Below are 20,053 nucleotides of genomic sequence, written 5' to 3'. Positions count from 1 at the left end.
TCCGTCGCACCTGTCCGATCCATCTGACTTTTCCAACGAACGATCCGATCGGACCTGTCCTTCCCCCTCTGCCCGCCCCCACTCCGTCTAGAATGTCCTTCCGCTTCGTGTACATCAAACGCCACATCGAAGCCACTCCCGCCATCGCCTCGAACCCTGCATGCGCCTGCCCACCCAAGCCAACACGACCCCACTCGCCGCCCTTGCCCTGGCCTGCAGCCTGCTGCTGAACGCCGTCCCCGCCTGCGCGCTCAGTTCCGTGCCGGTCCCGCCCGCGGCGAGCACGCTGCCCGCCCGGGTCACCTCGGTGGAGGGCATCACAGAATACCGCCTGCCCAACGGCCTGCGCATCCTGCTGGCGCCGGACGCGGCACAGCCGGTCACCACCGTGAACGTCACCTACCTGGTCGGCAGCCGTCACGAGAACTACGGCGAAACTGGCATGGCGCACCTGCTGGAGCACCTGCTGTTCAAGGGCACGCCGGCCTATCCTGGCGATACGATCCCGCGCGAGTTCGCACGCCGTGGGATGCAGTTCAACGGCACCACCGCCCAGGACCGCACCAACTATTTCGCCACCTTCGCCGCCAGCGAGGACAACCTCGACTGGATCCTGCGCATGGAGGCCGACCGCATGGTCCACAGCTTCATCGCCAGGTCGTCGCTGGACAGCGAGATGACGGTGGTGCGCAATGAACTGGAGATGGGGCAGAACAATCCGAACAGTGTGCTGTTGCAGCAGGTGGTGGCCGCCGCCTACCAGTGGCACAACTACGGCCATGCGCCGATCGGCGCGCGCAGCGACGTCGAACAGGTGGGCATCGAGCGCCTGCAGGCCTTCTACCGGCGCTACTACCAGCCCGACAACGCCGTGCTGGTGATAACCGGCAAGTTCGACCGGGATGCCACGCTGGAGCGGGTCGCGCGCTACTTCGGCGCCGTGCCGCGGCCGGCACGGGCGCTGCCCGCCGAGCATACCGTGGAGCCGCCGCAGGAAGGCCCGCGCGAGGTGACCCTGAACCGGACCGGCGATGTGCCGGCGGTGATGGCGCACTACCATATCGCTCCGGGCGCCCATGCCGATACGGCGGCGATGGCGCTGCTGGCCGACATCCTCACCAGCGCGCCGGGCGGCCGCCTCTACCGCGCCCTGGTCGAGAGCGGCAAGGCATCGGCGCAGGGCGGCATCCTGCGCGCGCTCAAGGATCCGGGCTCCGCGATCTTCGTCGCCGTGGCCGGCAAGGACAAGCCGCTGGCGCCGGCGCGCGAGGCCCTGCTGGCCGAGCTGGAGGGCTTCGCCGCGCGGCCGGTCACGGCCGAAGAGCTGGAGCGTGCCCGCACGCGGCTGCTGAACGCCTACGAAGAGACCCTGAACGACCCCGCCGCTTACGGGCTGGCCTTGTCGGAAGCCATCGCCAAGGGCGACTGGCGCCTGTTCCTGATCGGCCGCGACCGCATCGCGCAAGCCAGCCTGGAAGACGTGCAGCGCGTGGCACTGCACTATCTCCAGCCGGCCAACCGCACCCTGGGCCAGTTCGTGCCAACCGCCCAGCCGCAGCGCACGACCATTCCGGCACCGCTCGGCCAGGCCGAGATCGCGGCCATGGTCGATGGCTACCAGGGCAAGCCGGCGGCGGCTCCGATCGCCGCGTTCGATCCCTCGCCGGCCAATATCGAGGCCGGCACGCTGCGGCCCACGCTCGCCAACGGCATGCAGCTCAGCCTGCTGCCGAAGCCGACGCGCGGTGGCAGCGTGAGCGGCGTGCTGTACCTGCGCATGGGCGACACGGCCAGCCTGCAGGGACTGGATGCCGCGGGCGGCCTGACCGCCGCCATGCTGGTGCGCGGCGCGGGGGCGCTGGACTTCCGCCAGGTCGCCGACCGCCTGGAGGCTCTCAAGGCAGGCGTCTCGATCAGCGGCGATGCGGAACGGGTCACGGTGCGTTTCCAGACGCGCCGGGCCTACCTGCCCGACCTGCTGGCATTGCTGCGTGACGTGTTACGCGCGCCGCAGTTCCCGGCCAGCGAGCTGGAAACCCTGCGCAGCCGGGCGATCGCGGGACTGGAAGGCCAGCTCACCGAGCCCGGCGCGCTGGCGCGCAACGCCCTGGCACGCCACGGCGACCCCTACCCGGCAGGCGACCCGCGCCATACCGACACCCTCGAAGAGCGTATCGCCGCCCTGCGGCGCGTGCGCGTCGAAGACCTCAAGGACTTCCACACCCGCTTCTACGGCAGCAGCCACGCCCAGCTCGCGCTGGTCGGCGACTTCGATCCCGCCGCCACCAAGGAGCAGCTCGCCACCCTGTTCGGCGACTGGAGCGCGCCGGCACCGTTCACCCGCGTGCCGCGCCCCTACCTCGACATCGCCCCGGCCGCCATCGTGCTGCGCACGCCTGACAAGGCCAGCGCCGTTTATGTGGCGAACCTGCCGGTCAAGCTGACCACCGAGGATGCCGACTATCCTTTGCTGCTGATCGCCAACCGCGTGTTCGGCGGTGCCAGCCTGAAGAGCCGGCTGGCCGACCGGCTGCGCCAGCGCGACGGCATCAGCTATGCGGTCGCCAGCATGCTGCGCATCGGCTCGCTGGACGATGCCGGCAGCTTCGCGCTGCAGGCGCAATATGCGCCGCAGAACCTCGACAAGCTGCGTCGCGCGGTCGACGAGGAACTGGCGCGGCTGGTCAAGGACGGGATCACCGAGGAAGAACTGGCCGAGGCCAGGAACGGACTGCTGCAGGAGGCCGCGGTCGGCCGCAGCGACGATGGCGCGCTGGCCGCCAACCTGGCCAACCAGCGCTATCTGGGCCGCACCATGCTGGTCTCCGCCGAACGCGAGGAGAAGATCCGCCAGGCAAGCGTCGCGGCGGTCAACGCGGCCTTGCGCGCGCATCTCGACCCGGCCCGGCTGACCCAGGTCTACGCCGGCGATTTCCCCGCGACCGCCGAGGCACCGGCCCGGCCTTGATACAGCTGGACCGCCGCGACCGGCGCCGCCGTGCTCAGGCAGCGCGGCGCCCCGGCCGGAACACGGCGGTGTCCTCGTAATAGGCGGGATCGCCATTGTCCGCGCACCAGCCGGGCACGCCCAGCACCGGCAGCGGCGCGAAACGGCGCGGCGCGAACTGGCCTTGCGCCACGGCCGCCCGCAAGGACGCGGCGACGGCCTCGTCCACGGCCCGGCAGTCCGGCGCCTCCGGCGGCGCTGCTTGCGATTTTCCACCATGTGCCACGCCCGCCGGCGCCAGGTCCAGCGGCCAGGCGTGTGCGGTGACCGACTTGTAGGGCCGCACCAGCTTCTCCAGCAGGGCATGGCCGAAAGGCAGGACCGTGCAGCGGTCATGCCAGGCAATGCGCGCCTCGACGAACAGCGCGCGCCAGCCGAAGCCGCGCAGGGCGGACTCCAGGGCGGGCTCCGCGCTCAGGAACAGCACGGCGTTCTCGTCGAACAGGGTGGCCGCGTCGCGCACCGGGCCCCGACTGGCCTGCACGCCGTCGCGCGCGATGGCGGCCGCCTGCAGCCGATTGAGCAGACGCTTGGCGGCGGGGAAATGCAGCCACACCAGCGCATTGAAGAAGTCGTGCAGATTGTCCCGCGTGGGCACCGCGCCGGTGGCATGGATGTGCGCTTCATAGGCGCAGCCGTCGGGCAGCGCGGCCTGAGGCACGAAGTGCAGCGGCAGCCCTGCGTCGTTGCACAGGCCCAGCGGCGCCGCGCAGGCATCGAGCGCCCCGCGCAGGTCGGCGCCCGCCGCTACGGCGCAGGCCAGGGGCTGGCCAAGCGCGCGCAGCGGCGCGAACCAGGGCCGCGACCAGTCGATGGCGGCCAGCGCCGCGGCCAGGGCCGCGTCCGGAGCCGGCGCGCCGGCCGGCATCTGCCCCGCCACGCGCCTTACTTCGCCTTCCAGCGCAGCACCTCGCCGGCGCGCAGCGGTACCAGCGTGGTGTCGCCGTAGGGCAGCTCGGCGGGCAGCTCCCAGTCTTCGCGCGTCAGCGTCAGCGTGCCGGCATTGCGCGGCAGGCCGTAGAAGGCCGGGCCGTTGAAGCTGGCGAAGGCTTCCAGCTTGTCGAGCGCGCCGGCCGCATCGAAGGCTTCGGCGTACAGTTCCATCGCATGCAAGGCGGTGTAGCAGCCGGCGCAGCCGCAGGCGTGCTCCTTCAGGCCGCGCGCGTGCGGCGCGCTGTCGGTGCCGAGGAAGAAACGGTCGCTGCCCGAGGTCGCCGCCGCCACCAGCGCCTCGCGGTGGATCTCGCGCTTGAGCACCGGCAGGCAGTAGTAGTGCGGGCGGATGCCGCCGGTGAAGATGGCGTTGCGGTTGTACAGCAGGTGGTGGGCGGTGATGGTGGCTGCCACCGGACCTGCCGCGTCGCGCACGTATTGTGCGGCGTCCTTCGTTGTGATGTGTTCGAACACCACCTTCAGTTCCGGGAAGTCGCGGCGCAGCGGCGTCATCACACGGTCGATGAAGACCGCCTCGCGGTCGAAGATATCGATGTCGCCGTCGGTGACTTCACCGTGCACCAGCAGCGGCAGCCCGACGCGCTGCATCGCTTCCAGCGCACCCGCACAGCGCCGCAGGTCGGTCACGCCGGCATCGCTGTTGGTGGTGGCGCCGGCCGGATACAGCTTGACGCCGTGCACGAAGCCGCTCGCCTTGGCTGCGACGATCTCTTCGGCCGGCGTGTTGTCGGTCAGGTACAGGGTCATCAGCGGCTCGAACTGCAGTTCTGCCGGCAGCGCCGCCAGGATGCGCGCGCGATAGGCCGCGGCCTGCTCGACCGTGGTCACCGGCGGCTTCAGGTTGGGCATGATGATGGCGCGCGCGAACTGGCGGGCGGTATCGGGCAGCACGGCGGCCAGGGCAGCGCCGTCGCGCAGGTGCAGGTGCCAGTCGTCCGGGCGGGTGATGGTGAGGGTCTGGGTCATGGCTTCGGGGGTCTTGCATGGCCCGCCGCGATGACGGCGGGCGCGGTTTTACGGAGTGGGGACGGGCCGGGAGCTTGGGCTTAGACGATCAGGATAGCGCGGTAGTCGTTCACATTGGTGCGCGTGGGGCCGGTCACGACGAGGTCGCCGATGGCATCGAAGAAGCCCCAGGCGTCATGCGCGTCGAGCTGCCGCCGGGCCGTCACACCGGCCGCCTCGGCCCGCGCCAGCGAGTCCGGCGCGGCGAGCGCGCCGGCATTGTCCTCGGAACCGTCGATACCATCGGTGTCCGCGGCGATGGCATGCACATCGGCCAGGCCGCCGAGCTCGAGCACCAGCGACAACAGGAACTCAGAGCAGCGGCCGCCGCGCGCGCCCTTGGCGCCGGCCGGCAGGGTGACGGTGCATTCGCCGCCGGAAATCAGGGCCACCGGCGCGGCGAAAGGCGCATTGTACGCCCGAATCTCGCGCACCAGCGCGGCATAGACCTGGGCCACCTCGCGTGCCTCACCGGTCACCGTATCGCCCAGCAGGACCGGCTGGATGCCGTGCGCGCGGAAGCACGCGGCGGCCGCCTCGAGGCTGCCGTGCGCGGTGGCGATCATGCGGTTGTCCACACGCGCGAAGACGGCGTCGCCCGGCTTCGGCGTCTCCGCCAGCTCACCGCGCGCACCGCGTTCGAGATGCTGCAGCACCGCCGCCGGCACCGTCGCGCCGTAGCGCCGCAGGATGGCCAGGGCATCGCCGAAGGTACTCGGGTCGGCCACGGTCGGCCCCGAGGCGATCGCGCTCGGATCGTCGCCAGCCACGTCGGAAACGATCAGCGTGGTGACCGGCGCGCGGCTGGCCTGGGCCAGCCGCCCACCCTGGATGCGCGACAGGTGCTTGCGCACGATGTTCATGTCAGTGATGGGCGCGCCGCAGCGCAGCAGCTCGCGTGTGGTGGCCTTGAGATCGGCCATGGCAATGCCGTCGGCCGGCAGGGACAGGAGGCTGGAGCCACCGCCGGAAACCAGCACCACCAGGCGGTCGTCGGAACCCAGTGCCTGCACCCGCGCGAGGATTTCCGCCGCGGCCTGCTCGCCGGCCTCGTCGGGCACCGGATGGCCGGCTTCGATCACACGGATATGCCGGGTAGGCAGGCCATGCGCATAGCGCGTGACCACCAGTCCCTCCAGCGCCGCGCGCCCCTCGTAGGCACGCTCCACCGCAAGCGCCATCGAAGCCGCGGCCTTGCCGGCGCCCACCACCAGGGTGCGCCCGCCGGCATGCGGGGGCGGCAGGTGCGCGGCCACCACCTGCAGCGGATCGGCCGCCGCCACCGCCGCCTGGAAGCTTTCCAGCAACAGCGCGCGCGGATCGGGCACGGTACCGGCCGCGCCGCTCACAGCGCCTCCGCGATCGCGCGGCCCAGATCGGCGGTTCCCGCCGTGCCGCCGATGTCGCGCGTCAGCGGCGCATGTTGCGGACCGGCCGCCAGCACCGATTCGATGGCCTGCAGCACCGCCGCCCCAGCCTCGGCATGGCCCAGGTGCTCGAGCATCATCGCCCCGCACCAGATCTGGCCGATCGGGTTGGCGATGCCGCGCCCGGCAATGTCCGGCGCGGAGCCGTGCACCGGCTCGAACAGGCTCGGGAAGGTGCGCTCGGGATTGATGTTGGCCGAGGGCGCGACGCCGATGGTGCCGGTGCAGGCCGGGCCGAGATCGGACAGGATGTCGCCGAACAGGTTGCTGGCCACCACCACGTCAAACCAGTCGGGGTGCAGCACGAAATGGGCCGTCAGGATGTCGATGTGGTACTTGTCGACCTTCAACTCCGGGTAGCCGGCGGCCATCGCCTCGACCCGCTCGTCCCAGTAGGGCATGGTGATCGAGATGCCGTTGGACTTGGTCGCCGACGTCAAGTGCTTTTTAGGACGCTTCTGCGCCAGTTCGAAGGCGAACTTCTGGATTCGGTCGACGCCGATCCGGCTCATCACCGTTTCCTGGATCACCACCTCGCGCTCGGTGCCCGGGAACATGCGACCGCCGATGCTGGAATACTCGCCCTCGGTGTTCTCGCGCACCACGTAGAAGTCGATGTCGCCGGGCTTGCGATTGGCCAGCGGGCAAGGAATACCGGGCATCAGCCGCACCGGGCGCAGGTTCACGTACTGGTCGAAGGCGCGCCGGAACTGCAGCAGCGAGCCCCACAGCGAGACGTGGTCGGGCACGGTCGCAGGCCAGCCGACGGCGCCGAAATAGATCGCGTCGTACTTGACCAGCGTGTCGAACCAGTCGTCGGGCAGCATCTTGCCGTGCCGGGCGTAATAGTCGCAGCTGGAGAAATCGAAGTGGTCCCACTGCAGGTCGATGCCGAAGCGACGCGCGGCGGCGTCCATCACGCGGATGCCTTCGGGCATCACTTCCGTTCCGATTCCGTCTCCGGGAATCACGGCGATCTTGTATTGGCTCATGTGCGGGAAGGCCTGGCGGCCTGGGGGTCGGGAGGGGGCGGGAACCCGGCCGGCACGGCCCTGGCGGCCGCGCTTGGCAGCGATCCGGCCGCGCGGGATAATAGCTGCATTCTATTGCAAAGCGGCAGTCCGCTGCCGCCCCGGTGCTCCGCCATGTGCCAGCTGCTAGGCATGAACTGCGCCACGCCGACCGACGTGACGTTCTCCTTTACCGGTTTCGCCGCCCGCGGCGGCGTCACCGACCACCATGCCGACGGCTTCGGCGTGGCCTTCTTCGAAGACAAGGCCTGCCGCCTGTTCATCGACAACCAGTCGGCCGGCACCTCGCCGGTGGCCGACCTGATCAAGCGCTACCCGATCAAGTCGAAGAACGTCATCTCGCATATCCGCAAGGCGACCCAGGGCACCGTGCTGCTGGAAAACTGCCACCCCTTCATGCGCGAGCTGTGGGGCCGGCACTGGATCTTCGCCCACAACGGCGACCTGAAGGGCTACCACCCTTTCCTGTCCGGGGTCTACCAGCCGGTGGGCGACACCGACAGCGAACTCGCCTTCTGCGCCCTGATGCAGGGCCTGCGCAAGCGTTTCCCCGGCTCGCAGCCGCCGTTGAACGAGTTGTGCCACGCGCTCGCCGACATCACGCGCGACATCACCCTGCACGGCGTCTTCAATTACCTGCTGAGCAACGGCCAGGCCCTGTTCGCCCACTGTTCCACGCGCCTGTACCGTCTGGTGCGGCAGTGGCCCTTCTCCACCGCCCACCTGATCGACGCCGACCTGTCGATCGACTTCGCCCAGGTCACCACGCCGGAGGACCGCGTGGCGGTGATCGCCACCGCGCCGCTGACGGACAACGAGACCTGGACCGCCTTCGAACCGGGCGAGCTGATCATGTTCGAGAACGGCCTGCCGACCATGACGCTGTCGGTGCCGATCCCGCCCGAGGTGCAGGCCAAGAACGCGGCCAATACCGCCTGCACCTGAAGCGCTGAAGTACGGGCAGCAAAAAGGGACGCCGAGGCGTCCCTTTTCCATTCCGGCGCGACCTGCCGCCGCGCTTCAGTGCTGCAGGATCTTCGACAGGAACTGGCGTGCGCGCTCGGAACGCGCCTCGATATTGCCGAAGAACTCCTCTTTGGCGCAGTCCTCGACGATCTTGCCGGCGTCCATGAAGATCACGCGGTTGGCCACCTTGCGTGCGAAGCCCATCTCGTGGGTCACGCACATCATGGTCATGCCTTCCTGCGCCAGCTGCACCATCACGTCCAGCACCTCGTTGACCATTTCCGGGTCGAGCGCCGAGGTGGGCTCGTCGAACAGCATGCAGATCGGATCCATCGACAGCGCGCGCGCGATCGCCACGCGCTGCTGCTGGCCGCCCGAGAGCTGGCCCGGGAACTTGGCCGCCTGGCTCTTCAGGCCGACCCGCTCCAGGTACTTCAGGCCCTTGGCGGTAGCCTCTTCCTTGGAGCGGCCCAGCACCTTCATCTGCGCGATGGTCAGGTTATCGGTGATCGACAGGTGCGGGAACAGCTCGAAGTTCTGGAACACCATGCCGACGCGCGAGCGCAGCTTGGGCAGGTTGGTCTTGGGATCGCCCACCGAGGTGCCGTCGACCAGGATGTCGCCCTTCTGGAAGGGTTCCAGCGCGTTGACGGTCTTGATCAGCGTGGACTTGCCCGAGCCCGACGGCCCGCACACCACCACCACCTCGCCCTTGGCTACCTTGGTGGTGCAGTCGGTCAGCACCTGGAAGGCGCCATACCACTTGGAAACGTTGTTGATTTCAATCATACGGCCACCTTTTTCTGATAGCGCCGGACCAGCAGCGAGGCAGAGAAACAGATCACGAAATAGACCAGGCCGGCGAACAGCAGCATCTCGACGATGCGTCCGTCACGTTCGCCGATGCCGTAGGCCTGCCCGAAGAAGTCGGCCAGCGCGCTGACGTAGACCAGCGAGGTGTCCTGGAACAGGATGATGCCCTGGGTCAGCAGCAGCGGCACCATATTGCGGAAGGCCTGCGGCAGGATCACCAGCCGCATGGTCTGCCCGTACGACATGCCCAGCGCCTGCGCGGCGAACATCTGGCCGCGCGACACGCTCTGGATGCCGGCGCGGATGATCTCGGAATAGTAGGCCGCCTCGAACAGCGAGAACGCCACCAGCGCCGAGGTCATGCGCAGGTCCGAGGCCGCCGACAGGCTGAACACCTTCTGCAGCACCTGCGGGATGATCAGGAAGAACCACAGCAGCACCATCACCAGCGGCACTGAGCGGAACAGGGTCACGTAGCTCTTCGCGAACCAGCTCAGCGGCTTGACCGACGACAGCCGCATCATCGCCAGCAGCGTGCCCCAGACGATGCCGACCACCACCGCGGTGACGGTGATCTTCAGCGACAGCATCATGCCCTCGCCGAGCACGGACAGCGACTCGGGGTTGATCGAGGAGAAGTCGAATTGATAGGCCATGGCTTCTCCTTATTTGCTGCTGATGAAGCCGGGCACGCGGGTGCGGGCCTCGACCCAGCGCATGAACAGCATCACGGTCAGGTTGATCAGCGCGTACATCACCGTCACCGCGATGAAGGATTCATACGGGCGCGCGGTGTAGTCCACCAGCTGGCGGCCCTGCGCGGCCAGCTCGAGCAGGCCGATGGTCGACGCCACGGCGGAATTCTTGAAGATGTTCAGGAATTCCGAGGTCAGCGGCGGCACGATCATGCGGAAGGACATCGGCAGCAGCACGTAGCGGTAGGTCTGCGCCAGCGTGAAGCCCATCGCCAGGCCGGCATTCTTCTGCCCGCGCGGCAGCGAATTGATGCCCGAGCGGACCTGTTCGCAGACACGCGCCGCAGTAAAGGTACCCAGACAGAGCATGGCCGCCAGGAACTGCTGGGCGAACGGATTCATCTGCTTGAAGGTCTCACCGCCGGGCAGCAGTTCGGGCGCGACGAAGTACCAGATGAAGAGCTGCACCAGCAGCGGAATATTGCGGAAGATCTCGACGTAGGTCGCCGCGATGCCGGCCAGCAGCTTGTTCGGCACCGTGCGCAGCACGCCGAGCACGGAGCCGATGACCAGAGCGATGATCCACGAGGACAGGCCCAGCGCGATCGTGACCTTCAGCCCGGAAATCATCCAGTCCAGGTAGGTCTCGTTCTGCGCGGCCTGCTCGAGGAAGACTCCCCAATGCCATGTGTAGTTCATGATGCGTCCTCAAAAAGAAACGGAAGGACTCGCCTTCCGTTTCGCACTCCCGTTCAGCCCCGATCAGTCAAGTGCCTTGTCGTTCGGGTTCTTGAAGAGTGCCTTCATGTCGTCGGACAGCGGGAAGTCCAGGTTCAGGCCCTTCGGTGGTACCGGCTGCATGAACCATTTGGTGTACATCGTGTTGATGCTGCCGTCCTTCATCAGGCCGGCGATCACGCCGTCGGCGACCTTCTTGAACGGTGCGTCATCCTTGCGGATCATGCAGCCGTAGGCCTCGCGCGACTGCGGCTTGCCGACCACGATCCAGTCGGACGGGTTCTTGGCCTTGGCGCGCTCGCCATACAGCAGCGCGTCATCCATCATGAAGGCCACCGCACGGCCGGACTCCAGCGTCAGGAACGACTGGCCATGGTCCTTGGTGCTGATGATGTTCATGCCCAGCTTCTGGTCGTCGTTCATCTTGCGCAGCAGGCGCTCCGACGTGGTGCCGGCGGTGGTGACGACGTTCTTGCCCTTCAGGTCGGCCCAGTCCTTGATGCCGCCGTCCTTCTTCACCATGATGCGGGTGCCGATGATGAAGATGGTGTCGGTGAACGAAACCTGCTTCTGGCGCTCGAGGTTATTGGTGGTCGAGCCGCACTCGATATCGATGGTGCCGTTCTGCAGCAGGGGGATGCGGTTCTGCGAGGTGATCGGGATTTCCTTGACCTGCAGGTTCGGCAGCTTCAGCTTGTCCTTGATGGCTTCGACGATCTTGATGTTGATGTCGTAGGAATAGCCGACCTGGCGCACGCCGCCCAGGTTGTAGTTGAAGGGGATCGAAGAATCCCGCACGCCAAGCGTGATCACGCCGGTATCTTTGATCTTCTTGAGCGTGCCCGTCAGTTCCTCAGCGGCCTGAGCCGTACCGCACAGCAAACCGACCGCCACCATCGCGGTAGCCAACTTGGCAAAATTCATGTGTTCTCCTTGACCATGAAGAGACTGGACGGGGCAGATAAAGCCACATCCCGCCGATGAAATAGTATTGCTTAGCGCGTCACTCAAGACAACGGGTTTTTCCCCTAATTGCCCCCGATCCTGGTCAAGGCTTGCGCACCGCATCAAAGTCGCGGCATAAAGGAAAAGCGGCTGCCGTGGGGGACGGCAGCCGCTTTTTTGTGCATCACGATCAGGAATGGTGCATTGCATCAAACCGATCGGGTGGGGCCTCTCCGCTCAGGGATAGAGACCACGCATCTCGCGCGCCTGCAGGATCCGCGTGCAGGCGACGATAAACGCCGCCGTGCGCAGGGTCACCTTGTTGTCCTGGGCAACCTGCCAGATTGCCCGGAAGGCCTCTTGCATGATCCGTACCAGGCGCTGGTTGATCTCCTCCTCGGTCCAGAAGAAGCTGGAGAAGTCCTGCACCCACTCGAAGTAGGACACCGTCACGCCGCCGGCGTTGGCGATCACGTCGGGGGCCACCAGGATGTTGCGCTCGCGCAGGATGTCGTCGGCCTCCGGCGTGGTCGGGCCGTTGGCGCCCTCGATGATCAGCTTGGCCTGGATCTGCGGCGCATTCTTGGCGGTGATCTGGCCTTCCAGCGCGGCCGGGATCAGGATGTCGCAATCGACCTGCCAGAACTGCTCGGTGCTGAGCGTCTCGCCGCGGAAGCCTTCGATGGTGCCGCTGTGCGAGGCATACTCCATCATCGCCGGCACGTCCAGGCCGGCCGGGTTGTACAGCGTGGTGCGGTGGTCCTGCACCGCCACCACCTTGGCACCGGCTTCATGGAACAGCTTGGCCGCGACCGCGCCCACGTTGCCGAAGCCCTGCACCGCCACGCGGGCGCCCTTGATCTCCATGCCCAGGTTGCGGGCAGCCTCGCTGCCGACCACGAACACACCGCGGCCGGTCGCCTCGTGGCGGCCCAGCGAGCCGCCCAGCGAGATCGGCTTGCCCGTCACCACGCCGGTGGCGGTGCTGCCGGAATTCATCGAATAGGTGTCCATCATCCACGCCATCACCTGGGCATTGGTGTTGACGTCGGGCGCCGGGATGTCCTTGGTCGGCCCGATGATGATGTTGATCTCGCTGGTATAGCGGCGGGTGACGCGCTCCAGCTCACCGTGCGACAGCGTGCGCGGGTCGACGCGGATGCCGCCCTTGGCGCCGCCGTAGGGCACGTTGACCGCCGCGTTCTTCACCGACATCCAGGCCGACAGGGCCATCACTTCCGACAGGGTCACGTCCTGGTGGAAGCGCACGCCGCCCTTGCCAGGGCCGCGCGAGAGGTTGTGCTGCACGCGGTAGCCCTCGAAGTGGGCGATGGTACCGTTGTCCAGCTCGATGGGCACGTCGACGATCAGCGCGCGCTTGGGACGCTTCAGGGTCTCGACCCAGCGCGCCAGCGAGCCCAGGTAGGGCGTGACGCGGTCGACTTGCTTGAGATAGATGCCCCAGGGGCCGAGTTCGGCCGCATTCAGGTAGGAAGGCAGGGCATGTTCGTGGGAAGGAACGTGAAGCGGTACGGCGGATGACATCGTTGGGTTCCGGTGACAAGGTGCCGCTAGCTTAGGCGAGCGCCGAAGGCGGAATCCAATGCCGATTGCTCATCCCGTCATGCAAATCCTGCATAACCTTGACACCCTGCGCTCCCGCCGCCAAGCCAGGCTGCCGGCGCCTCCCGGGGCTCCGCTCGCTCTCTTCAGGCCTCGCTCAGACTGGCCCAGACCTGGTCGACCAGTTGCCGCTTGCGCCGTGCCGGGCCGCCGCGCCGCTCGACCCCACCCTCGCCAGGCCGGGCCCGGTACAGGCGGATCTCCATCTCGATGGAAAGCGGTGCCGCGCGCGCCGCTTCGGCACGCACCAGGCGGCCCTGCGCCACCTCGTCGCGCACCGCGCTCTCCGGCAGGAAGGCCATGCCGTGGCCGGCCAGCGCCATCACCTTGAGCGCCTCTGCCATGTCCGTCTCGTAGCATTTGTCGAGCTTGAAGTCCTCGCCGCTGTCGGCCAGCAGGAGGTCGACCATGCGCCCGAGGAAGGCATTGGCGGTGTAGCTGAGGAAGGGCACGGGCTTGCGCTCCGTGCCGGGCAGCCGGTACAGGGGCTTGCCATCCGCGTCCGGCGCGCTGTAGGGCGACAGCCGCTCGACCCCGAGCACCAGCATGTCGTAGTGGGCCGGATCGAGCTGGATGGCCTGGCGCGCATGGTGATAGACCATGACCAGGTCGCAACCTCCCTCCACCAGCATCAGCACGGCATCATGCACGTTGAGCGCGCGCAGCCGGCACGGCAGCGTGCCGAGCTTGCCCTCCAATGCCTTGAGCCATTCCGGGAAGAAGGTCAGCGACAGCGTATGCGGCACGGCGAATTCGAGCACCAGGCCATTGGACGACCGCTGTCCGCGCATCAGCGCGCGCGTCTCGCTGACCTGGGCCAGCATGGCCAGCGCCTGTTCATAGAAGACTTTCCCCGCCGATGTCAGGCGGGTCGGATAGCTGGAGCGGTCGATCAGTTCGGTGCCCACCCAGGCCTCGAGCGACTGGATACGCCGTGAAAAAGCCGGCTGCGTCACATGGCGCAGTTCGGCCGAGCGCGAGAAGCTGTGCGTTTCCGCCAGGCTGACGAAGTCTTCAAGCCATTTGATTTCCATGGGGCAGCATTATCCACCGGGCGGCAGCGAGGGAAGGAAATGCCCGATCTTCGCTCATATCAGGAATGATTTTCCACCCCGCGGGAAATCCAAGCCATAGAATAAACGCCTCTACCCCTCCAATGCGCCCGCCGACCCCGGCGACCCGCGCCACGCGTTGAACCAGGACATGGACCGCTACGACAGACAGATACTGGAAATCCTGCAGGACGACGCCACCGTGCCGGTGGCGGAACTCGGCGAGCGCGTCGGACTGACCGCGACGCCCTGCTGGCGCCGCGTACAGAAGCTGGAGGAAAGCGGCGTGATCCGCAAGCGGGTGGCGCTGCTGGACCCGGCCCGGCTCAATGTCGGCGTGACCGTGTTCGTCTCGGTACGCACCAGCCAGCACAACGACCGGTGGCTGAAGCAATTCCACGCACTGGTCGCCTCCATCGCCGAAGTGACCGAGTTCTATCGCATGGCCGGTGACACCGACTACCTGCTGCGGGTGGTCGTGCCGGACATCGCCGCCTATGACCGTGTCTACAAGAAGCTGATCCAGGGAGCGGAACTGGCCGACGTCAGCTCCAGTTTCGCGATGGAGCAGATCAAGTACACCACCGCGCTGCCGCTGGATTACGCCTAGGGCCGGCTTCGGCGAGCGCGGCGGGATCTGCAGCGCGCCGGCTGGCTCTCTCTCCTGCTTGCGGGAGAGGGAGCCAAGACACTGTACTTGACCAATGCCTTTGGTGCACTGGTGCATCTGCACACCGGCCGGCTTGCGCAAGCGCGACAGGGCTCACCATGCCGCCAGCTCGCTTCCCTCCCGCTGCGGGCCGATGCCTGGCCCCGGCACACTAGCCCCGGTGCGCCCACCCCGTCATGCGCTTCTCCAGCACGGCGAACAGCTCGTACATCAGCATCGCCATCACCGCGATCACCACCAGGCCGGCGAAGGCCAGCGGCATCTTCATCGCCGAGCCGGCCGAGACCAGCAGATAGCCGACCCCCTCGTTGGCGGCGTTCATCTCGGAAACGGTGGTCCCGACGAAGGCCAGCGTGATCGCCACCTTCAGCGAGGCGAAGAAGAACGGCATCGCGCGCGGCAGGCCGACCTTGAACAGCACGTCGCGGCGCTTGGCGCCGAGCACCCGCAGCACGTCCTCCAGCTCCGGCTCCAGCGTGGCCAGCCCGGTGGCGATGTTGACCATGATAGGGAAGAAGGAGATCAGGAAGGCGGTCAGGATGGCCGGCCCCACGCCAAGGCCGAACCACACCACCAGGATGGGCACGAAGGCGGCCTTGGGCAGCGCGTTGAAGGCCGTCATCAGCGGGTAGCCCGCGGCATAGGCCAGGCGCGAGGAGCCCATCACCAGGCCCAGCACCACGCCCACGCCGATGGCCAGCGCGAAGCCCGCCATGGTGGTCCAGAAGGTGCGCCAGGCGTGGCCGCCGATCACATCCCAGTACTGGAACAGCGCCGTGGCGATGCTGGCGGGACTGGGCAGGATGAAGTCCGACACGTCGAACACGAGGCAGGCGCCCTGCCACAGCACCAGCACGGCGCCGAGCAGGATCCACGGGGCCACGCGCTGCACGCGGCGTTGCTGGGCGGAGGTCATCGTCATCATCAGTGCTGGCGTACGTGGCCGATCTTCTCGCGCAGCGCGTGCACGAGTTCGGCGAAGGGTTCGGTGTAGGTCAGGTCGAGGTCACGCGGGCGCGGCAGGTCGATCTCCTTGCGCAGCAGGATGCGGCCCGGCCGCTGGCTCATCACATAGACGGTGTCGGCCAGGAACACGGCTTCGCGCAGGTCGTGCGTGACCAGGATCACGTTGAAGCGCTGGGCCTGCCACAGGTCGCGCAGCACGCACCAGAGTTCCTCGCGCGTGAAGGCGTCGAGCGCGCCGAAGGGCTCGTCCAGCAGCAGCATGCGCGGCTGGTGGATCAAGGCCCGGCAGATCGAGGCGCGCTGCTGCATGCCGCCCGAGAGCTGCCAGGGGTACTTGTCCTCGTAGCCGGCCAGCCCCACCGTGCGCAGCAGTTCGCGCGCACGCGCCACGTACTCGTCGCGGCGCGCGCGCAAGGTCGAGCGATAGGGCTCGACGATCTCCAGCGGCAGCATGACGTTGTCCAGCGTGGTGCGCCAGGGCAGCAGCGTGGGCGCCTGGAAGGCCATGCCGACCTGCTGCAGCGGCCCCGTGACCTTCTCGCCGGCGACCTTGACCACGCCGCGCGTGGCCGGCCGCAGGCCGGTGGCCAGCTTCATGAAGGTCGACTTGCCGCAGCCGGACGGGCCGACAATGGCGATGAACTCACCGGGCTCGACACGCAGCGAGACGTCCTCGACGGCGAACTCGCCCCGGTGGGCCAGCTCGTCGTTATAAGCCAGCCAGACCCGGTTGAATTCGACGAACGGCGTGGTGGCGACGGTGGAGGTAGCCGTGGCCGCTGGCGCGCCGGCACGCAGCATGGCGGACGTCGCGCTCATCGCAGCACATCCAGTTCCGCCGCGCCGGGCAGATAGGCGTCGGTCCAGACCGCATCCGGATTGATGCGGCCCTTGGTGGCGAAGGCGTCGGCTACCTGCGAGGCCATCAGCGACAGGCGCGGCTTGCTGATGCGGCCGAAGCCCTCGGCACGCGCGTCGGGCGACTTGACCACGCCATCCAGCGCGATCTTCAGGCGTTTCAACTCGAGTTTCTCGTCGATGATGCCGTCGCGCGCCTTGATCGCCTTGACGCCCTCTTCCGGATGCGCGATCACGTCGCGCGCCGACTTGGCGAAGGCACGCAGGAAGCCCCTGACCGCCTCGGGGTTCTTCTTCAGGAAGTCCTCGGACACCACCACGGCGTTGCCGTACATCTTCACGCCGTACTGCGGATACGGCAGCACCACGATGTCCTCGTCCTTCACGCCGCGCGCATTGAGATTCAGGATCGAGGTGAAGGTGAAGCCGGTGATGGCATCGAGGTCGCCGCGCACCAGCATGGTCTCGCGCAGCGTCGGGTCCATCGCCTGCCAGTTGAAGGCCGCCGCCTGCAGCCCGTTGGCCTTGGCGAAGATCGGGAAAGCACGGCGGCCGGCATCGAAGACCGGTGCGCCCAGGCGCTTGCCAGCCAGGTCCCTGGGCGCGCGGATGGCGGACTTCTTCAGCGCCAGCACCGCGGCCGGCGTGTTGTTGTAGACCATCATCACGGCTACCGGCTTGTTCTTCGCGTCCGGGTTGTTGCCGTAGAACTCCATCACCGAGGCCATGTCGGCGAAGCCCATGTCATAGGTGCCGGAAGCCACGCGGTTGACGACGTTGCCCGAGCCGTTGCCGGCGTCGATCGACACATCGAGCTTCTCCGCCTTGTAGTAGCCCTTCTGCTCGCCGAGCAGGAACAGTGCCGACGGTCCCTCGAAGCGCCAGTCGAGCTGGAAGCGGACCTTGGTCTGTGCCTGCGCGGATGCCGCGAATTGTGTCGACAGCACCATGACAGTGCCCAGCCCCAGGGCGAGCTGCAGCAGGCGACGGCGCCCGCGCGCGCGGCGCGCGCCAGCAGCGGGCATGCCGTCCAGCGGGAAAGCGGTGATGGGTGCGGCGGCAGCAGGGGTTTTCTGCATCTCTCTTCTCCATTCCTTAGTCTCGATGGAGAGAGTCTCAGCAAGCCCCGTGCCATGCACGCGCGCACTACCCCGGGGCGTGGGCTTGCGCGACTGTCGAACCAAATCTGTGCAGCGGCTTATCCGCAGCGGATTGCGACAGCACATTGTCGACAATCCATCGTCAGCACGGCCACGCGGCCGCGTGGCAGGCGCGCCGGCTCAGGCGTCCTGCGTCTCGTCGCCGACCTCGATGGCGCGCGCGTCCGCGCCTGAGGCCGCGTCGGCCTCGCCCTCGCGCGCGCTGCGCGCCTGGATCTCCCACATTTCCGCATAGCGGCCGCCGGCGCGCATCAGTTCGGCATGGGTGCCACGCTCGACGATGCGGCCATGGTCCATGACCAGGATCTGGTCCGCATGCACCACGGTGGAGAGGCGGTGCGCGATCAGCAGCGTGGTGCGGTCCTGCGCCAAGCGCATCAGCTCGGCCTGGATCGCCTGCTCGGTACGCGAATCGAGCGCGGAGGTCGCCTCGTCGAAGACCAGGATGGGCGGGTTCTTCAGCAGCGTGCGCGCGATCGCCACGCGCTGCTTCTCGCCACCCGATAGCTTGAGCCCACGCTCGCCGACGGGCGTGTCGTAGCCTTGCGGCAGCTCGCGGATGAAGGTGTCGATCTGCGCGGCGCGCGCGGCCGCGATGACCTCGTCATGGCTCGCCTCGGGGCGGCCGTAGGCGATGTTGTAGTAGATGCTGTCGTTGAACAGCACGGTGTCCTGCGGCACGATGCCGATGGCCCGGCGCAGGCTGTCCTGCGAAACCGCGCGGATGTCCTGGCCGTCGACCAGGATGGCGCCGGCGCCGACGTCGTAGAAGCGGAACAGCAGCCGTGCCAGGGTCGACTTGCCCGAGCCGCTGTGCCCGACCACGGCGGTGGTGGTGCCGGCGGCGATGGTGAAGTCGACGCCGTCCAGGATGGTGCGGTCGCGCTCATAGCCGAAGCCGACGTCGCGGAAACGCACCTCGGCGCCCGCGACGCGCAGCGCCGGCGCGCCGGGTGCATCGGCGACTTCCTGGTTGGTGCCGAGCAGCACGAACATGCGGTCCATGTCGGTGGTGGCCTGCTTGATCTCGCGGTAGATCACGCCGAGGAAGTTCAGCGGGATATACAGCTGGATCATCAGGGTGTTGACCAGCACCAGGTCACCCAGCGTCAGCCGCCCGGCGGCGACCCCGACGGTGGCGCGCCACAGGATCAGGATCAGGCCGACGGCGATGATGGCCTGCTGGCCGAAGTTGAGGAAGGACAGCGAATTCTGCGAACGGATCGCCGCGGTACGGTAGGTGCGCAGGTTCTCGTCATAGCGGCGCGCCTCGTACTCTTCGTTGCCGAAGTACTTGACGGTCTCGAAATTGAGCAGCGAATCGATGGCCTTCTGGTTGGCGCGCGAATCCAGTTCGTTCATGCGGCGCCGGAAATGGGTGCGCCACTCCGTCACCACCACCGTGAACACGATATAGCCCGCCAGCGCCACGGCGGTGATGCCGGCAAACCAGATGTCGTAGCGCACGATGAAGAAACCCATCACCAGCGCCATCTCCACCAGCGTGGGCAGGATGCTGTACAGCGAGTACGAGATCAGCGACTGTATGCCACGCGTGCCGCGCTCGATGTCGCGGCTCATGCCGCCGGTCTGGCGCTCGAGGTGGAAACGCAGCGAGAGGCCGTGCAGGTGGCGGAACACCTGCAACGCGATCTCGCGCACCGCGCTCTGCGTCACCTTGGAGAAGAGGATCTCGCGCAGCTCCGTGAACAGCGTGCCGGACAGGCGCAGCAGGCCGTAACCGACGATCAGGCCGACCGGCACCACCAGCAGCGCGCGCGTGTCGCCGGGCGCGATGTTCATGCTGTCGACCAGCTTCTTCATCAGCACCGGCACGCCCAGGTTCGCCACCTTGGCCGTCACCAGGCAGGCCAGCGCCAGCAGCACGCGCCATTTGTAGTGCCAGACGTAGGGCAGCAGGTTGCGCACGGTCTGCCAGTCGCCGCGCCGCGCGCCTTGGCCGGGCAGCAGCGGATGGGAGGCGGCCGGTGCCGGCTCGGACGATGTGGGGAAGCGTCTCATACGTTAGAATTCAGGCCGATGTCCGATTGTCGCAGAGTTCGCGGCACCCGGCTGGCACGCTCCCCGCGCGCCGCGGCCACCCGGCCGGACCCACCGGCCTTGCGCGCAGGCCGCCATCTTC

Annotated in this window: 17 protein-coding genes; 3 read left to right on the top strand and 14 right to left on the bottom strand. The window is 67.5% G+C overall.

Features of this window, described 5'->3' with window-relative positions:
• Nucleotides 1-160 precede the first annotated feature (160 nt).
• The gene (locus tag BKK80_RS04120) at nt 161-2,968 is read left to right on the top strand and encodes a M16 family metallopeptidase (RefSeq protein ID WP_071068619.1); all 2,808 of its coding nucleotides are present in this window, start codon (nt 161-163) and stop codon (nt 2,966-2,968) included.
• Between the two features lie 34 nt (nt 2,969-3,002).
• Here BKK80_RS04120 and BKK80_RS04115 read toward each other — a convergent pair whose 3' ends face one another.
• From BKK80_RS04115 to BKK80_RS04100, 4 genes are all read right to left on the bottom strand, one after another.
• The gene (locus tag BKK80_RS04115; RefSeq protein ID WP_071068618.1) at nt 3,003-3,875 is read right to left on the bottom strand and encodes a DUF3025 domain-containing protein; all 873 of its coding nucleotides are present in this window, start codon (nt 3,873-3,875) and stop codon (nt 3,003-3,005) included.
• A 17-nt stretch (nt 3,876-3,892) separates the two neighbouring features.
• On the bottom strand, nt 3,893-4,927 hold the full coding sequence (gene pyrC, locus BKK80_RS04110; RefSeq protein ID WP_071068617.1) for a dihydroorotase: 1,035 nt from the start codon (nt 4,925-4,927) through the stop codon (nt 3,893-3,895).
• 80 nt (nt 4,928-5,007) lie between these two features.
• Complete coding sequence (locus tag BKK80_RS04105; RefSeq protein WP_236903717.1) at nt 5,008-6,315, bottom strand: glycerate kinase type-2 family protein; 1,308 nt, start codon at nt 6,313-6,315, stop codon at nt 5,008-5,010.
• A complete protein-coding gene (locus tag BKK80_RS04100; protein WP_071068616.1) occupies nt 6,312-7,385 on the bottom strand; it encodes a tartrate dehydrogenase in 1,074 nt (357 codons plus the stop codon). Before BKK80_RS04100 ends, BKK80_RS04105 begins: the two co-directional genes overlap by 4 nt.
• A gap of 153 nt (nt 7,386-7,538) precedes the next feature.
• Between BKK80_RS04100 and BKK80_RS04095 the strand changes: the two genes are divergently transcribed.
• The gene (locus BKK80_RS04095; RefSeq protein ID WP_071011015.1) at nt 7,539-8,369 is read left to right on the top strand and encodes a class II glutamine amidotransferase; all 831 of its coding nucleotides are present in this window, start codon (nt 7,539-7,541) and stop codon (nt 8,367-8,369) included.
• Nucleotides 8,370-8,444: 75 nt separating this feature from the next.
• Here the strand turns inward: BKK80_RS04095 and BKK80_RS04090 are convergent, their stop codons facing one another.
• From BKK80_RS04090 to BKK80_RS04065, 6 genes are all read right to left on the bottom strand, one after another.
• Entirely contained in the window at nt 8,445-9,179 is a 735-nt protein-coding gene (locus BKK80_RS04090; protein WP_071011014.1) for an amino acid ABC transporter ATP-binding protein, read from the bottom strand.
• The gene (gene gltK, locus BKK80_RS04085; protein ID WP_071011012.1) at nt 9,176-9,859 is read right to left on the bottom strand and encodes a glutamate/aspartate ABC transporter permease GltK; all 684 of its coding nucleotides are present in this window, start codon (nt 9,857-9,859) and stop codon (nt 9,176-9,178) included. Before gltK ends, BKK80_RS04090 begins: the two co-directional genes overlap by 4 nt.
• Before the next feature lie 9 nt (nt 9,860-9,868).
• Nucleotides 9,869-10,597: an amino acid ABC transporter permease gene (locus BKK80_RS04080; RefSeq protein WP_071011011.1), complete on the bottom strand. Its 729-nt coding sequence runs from the start codon at nt 10,595-10,597 to the stop codon at nt 9,869-9,871.
• A gap of 63 nt (nt 10,598-10,660) precedes the next feature.
• Nucleotides 10,661-11,560 (bottom strand): glutamate/aspartate ABC transporter substrate-binding protein, encoded by a 900-nt coding sequence (locus tag BKK80_RS04075; RefSeq protein WP_071011009.1) that lies wholly within the window; start codon nt 11,558-11,560, stop codon nt 10,661-10,663.
• 258 nt (nt 11,561-11,818) lie between these two features.
• A complete protein-coding gene (locus BKK80_RS04070) occupies nt 11,819-13,126 on the bottom strand; it encodes a Glu/Leu/Phe/Val family dehydrogenase (RefSeq protein ID WP_071011007.1) in 1,308 nt (435 codons plus the stop codon).
• 164 nt (nt 13,127-13,290) lie between these two features.
• Nucleotides 13,291-14,238, bottom strand: a complete 948-nt coding sequence (locus BKK80_RS04065) for a LysR family transcriptional regulator (RefSeq protein WP_071011005.1) — start codon at nt 14,236-14,238, stop codon at nt 13,291-13,293.
• Between the two features lie 169 nt (nt 14,239-14,407).
• Here BKK80_RS04065 and BKK80_RS04060 point away from each other — a divergent pair, with 169 nt between their 5' ends.
• Nucleotides 14,408-14,866: an Lrp/AsnC family transcriptional regulator gene (locus tag BKK80_RS04060; RefSeq protein ID WP_071011003.1), complete on the top strand. Its 459-nt coding sequence runs from the start codon at nt 14,408-14,410 to the stop codon at nt 14,864-14,866.
• Nucleotides 14,867-15,077: 211 nt separating this feature from the next.
• On the opposite strand, the gene BKK80_RS04055 is transcribed toward BKK80_RS04060, so the two are convergent.
• The 4 genes from BKK80_RS04055 to BKK80_RS04040 form a co-directional block, all read right to left on the bottom strand.
• Entirely contained in the window at nt 15,078-15,851 is a 774-nt protein-coding gene (locus BKK80_RS04055) for an ABC transporter permease (protein ID WP_071068615.1), read from the bottom strand.
• Nucleotides 15,851-16,693: an ABC transporter ATP-binding protein gene (locus BKK80_RS04050; protein WP_156811345.1), complete on the bottom strand. Its 843-nt coding sequence runs from the start codon at nt 16,691-16,693 to the stop codon at nt 15,851-15,853. The genes BKK80_RS04055 and BKK80_RS04050 overlap by 1 nt, the downstream gene beginning before the upstream one ends.
• 14 nt (nt 16,694-16,707) lie before the next feature.
• Nucleotides 16,708-17,775 (bottom strand): ABC transporter substrate-binding protein, encoded by a 1,068-nt coding sequence (locus tag BKK80_RS04045; protein WP_071016060.1) that lies wholly within the window; start codon nt 17,773-17,775, stop codon nt 16,708-16,710.
• Nucleotides 17,776-18,030: 255 nt separating this feature from the next.
• Nucleotides 18,031-19,932 carry an ABCB family ABC transporter ATP-binding protein/permease gene (locus tag BKK80_RS04040; RefSeq protein WP_071037515.1) on the bottom strand — a complete coding sequence of 634 codons (1,902 nt, stop codon included), beginning with the start codon at nt 19,930-19,932 and terminating at the stop codon, nt 18,031-18,033.
• Nucleotides 19,933-20,053: the final 121 nt, after the last annotated feature.

Origin of the sequence: Cupriavidus malaysiensis (genome assembly GCF_001854325.1) — a bacterium.
Taxonomy (GTDB): domain Bacteria; phylum Pseudomonadota; class Gammaproteobacteria; order Burkholderiales; family Burkholderiaceae; genus Cupriavidus; species Cupriavidus malaysiensis.
This window is presented reverse-complemented; position numbering and strand designations above follow the sequence as displayed.

Excerpts from the sequence above, each read along its gene's own strand:
- BKK80_RS04120 (WP_071068619.1), top strand. The coding sequence starts at position 161 with ATGCGCCTGCCCACCCAAGCCAACACGACCCCACTCGCCGCCCTTGCC.
- BKK80_RS04115 (WP_071068618.1), bottom strand. The coding sequence starts at position 3,875 with ATGCCGGCCGGCGCGCCGGCTCCGGACGCGGCCCTGGCCGCGGCGCTG.
- pyrC (WP_071068617.1), bottom strand. The coding sequence starts at position 4,927 with ATGACCCAGACCCTCACCATCACCCGCCCGGACGACTGGCACCTGCAC.
- BKK80_RS04100 (WP_071068616.1), bottom strand. The coding sequence starts at position 7,385 with ATGAGCCAATACAAGATCGCCGTGATTCCCGGAGACGGAATCGGAACG.
- BKK80_RS04095 (WP_071011015.1), top strand. The coding sequence starts at position 7,539 with ATGTGCCAGCTGCTAGGCATGAACTGCGCCACGCCGACCGACGTGACG.
- BKK80_RS04090 (WP_071011014.1), bottom strand. The coding sequence starts at position 9,179 with ATGATTGAAATCAACAACGTTTCCAAGTGGTATGGCGCCTTCCAGGTG.
- gltK (WP_071011012.1), bottom strand. The coding sequence starts at position 9,859 with ATGGCCTATCAATTCGACTTCTCCTCGATCAACCCCGAGTCGCTGTCC.
- BKK80_RS04080 (WP_071011011.1), bottom strand. The coding sequence starts at position 10,597 with ATGAACTACACATGGCATTGGGGAGTCTTCCTCGAGCAGGCCGCGCAG.
- BKK80_RS04075 (WP_071011009.1), bottom strand. The coding sequence starts at position 11,560 with ATGAATTTTGCCAAGTTGGCTACCGCGATGGTGGCGGTCGGTTTGCTG.
- BKK80_RS04070 (WP_071011007.1), bottom strand. The coding sequence starts at position 13,126 with ATGTCATCCGCCGTACCGCTTCACGTTCCTTCCCACGAACATGCCCTG.
- BKK80_RS04065 (WP_071011005.1), bottom strand. The coding sequence starts at position 14,238 with ATGGAAATCAAATGGCTTGAAGACTTCGTCAGCCTGGCGGAAACGCAC.
- BKK80_RS04060 (WP_071011003.1), top strand. The coding sequence starts at position 14,408 with ATGGACCGCTACGACAGACAGATACTGGAAATCCTGCAGGACGACGCC.
- BKK80_RS04055 (WP_071068615.1), bottom strand. The coding sequence starts at position 15,851 with ATGATGACGATGACCTCCGCCCAGCAACGCCGCGTGCAGCGCGTGGCC.
- BKK80_RS04050 (WP_156811345.1), bottom strand. The coding sequence starts at position 16,693 with ATGCTGCGTGCCGGCGCGCCAGCGGCCACGGCTACCTCCACCGTCGCC.
- BKK80_RS04045 (WP_071016060.1), bottom strand. The coding sequence starts at position 17,775 with ATGCCCGCTGCTGGCGCGCGCCGCGCGCGCGGGCGCCGTCGCCTGCTG.
- BKK80_RS04040 (WP_071037515.1), bottom strand. The coding sequence starts at position 19,932 with ATGAGACGCTTCCCCACATCGTCCGAGCCGGCACCGGCCGCCTCCCAT.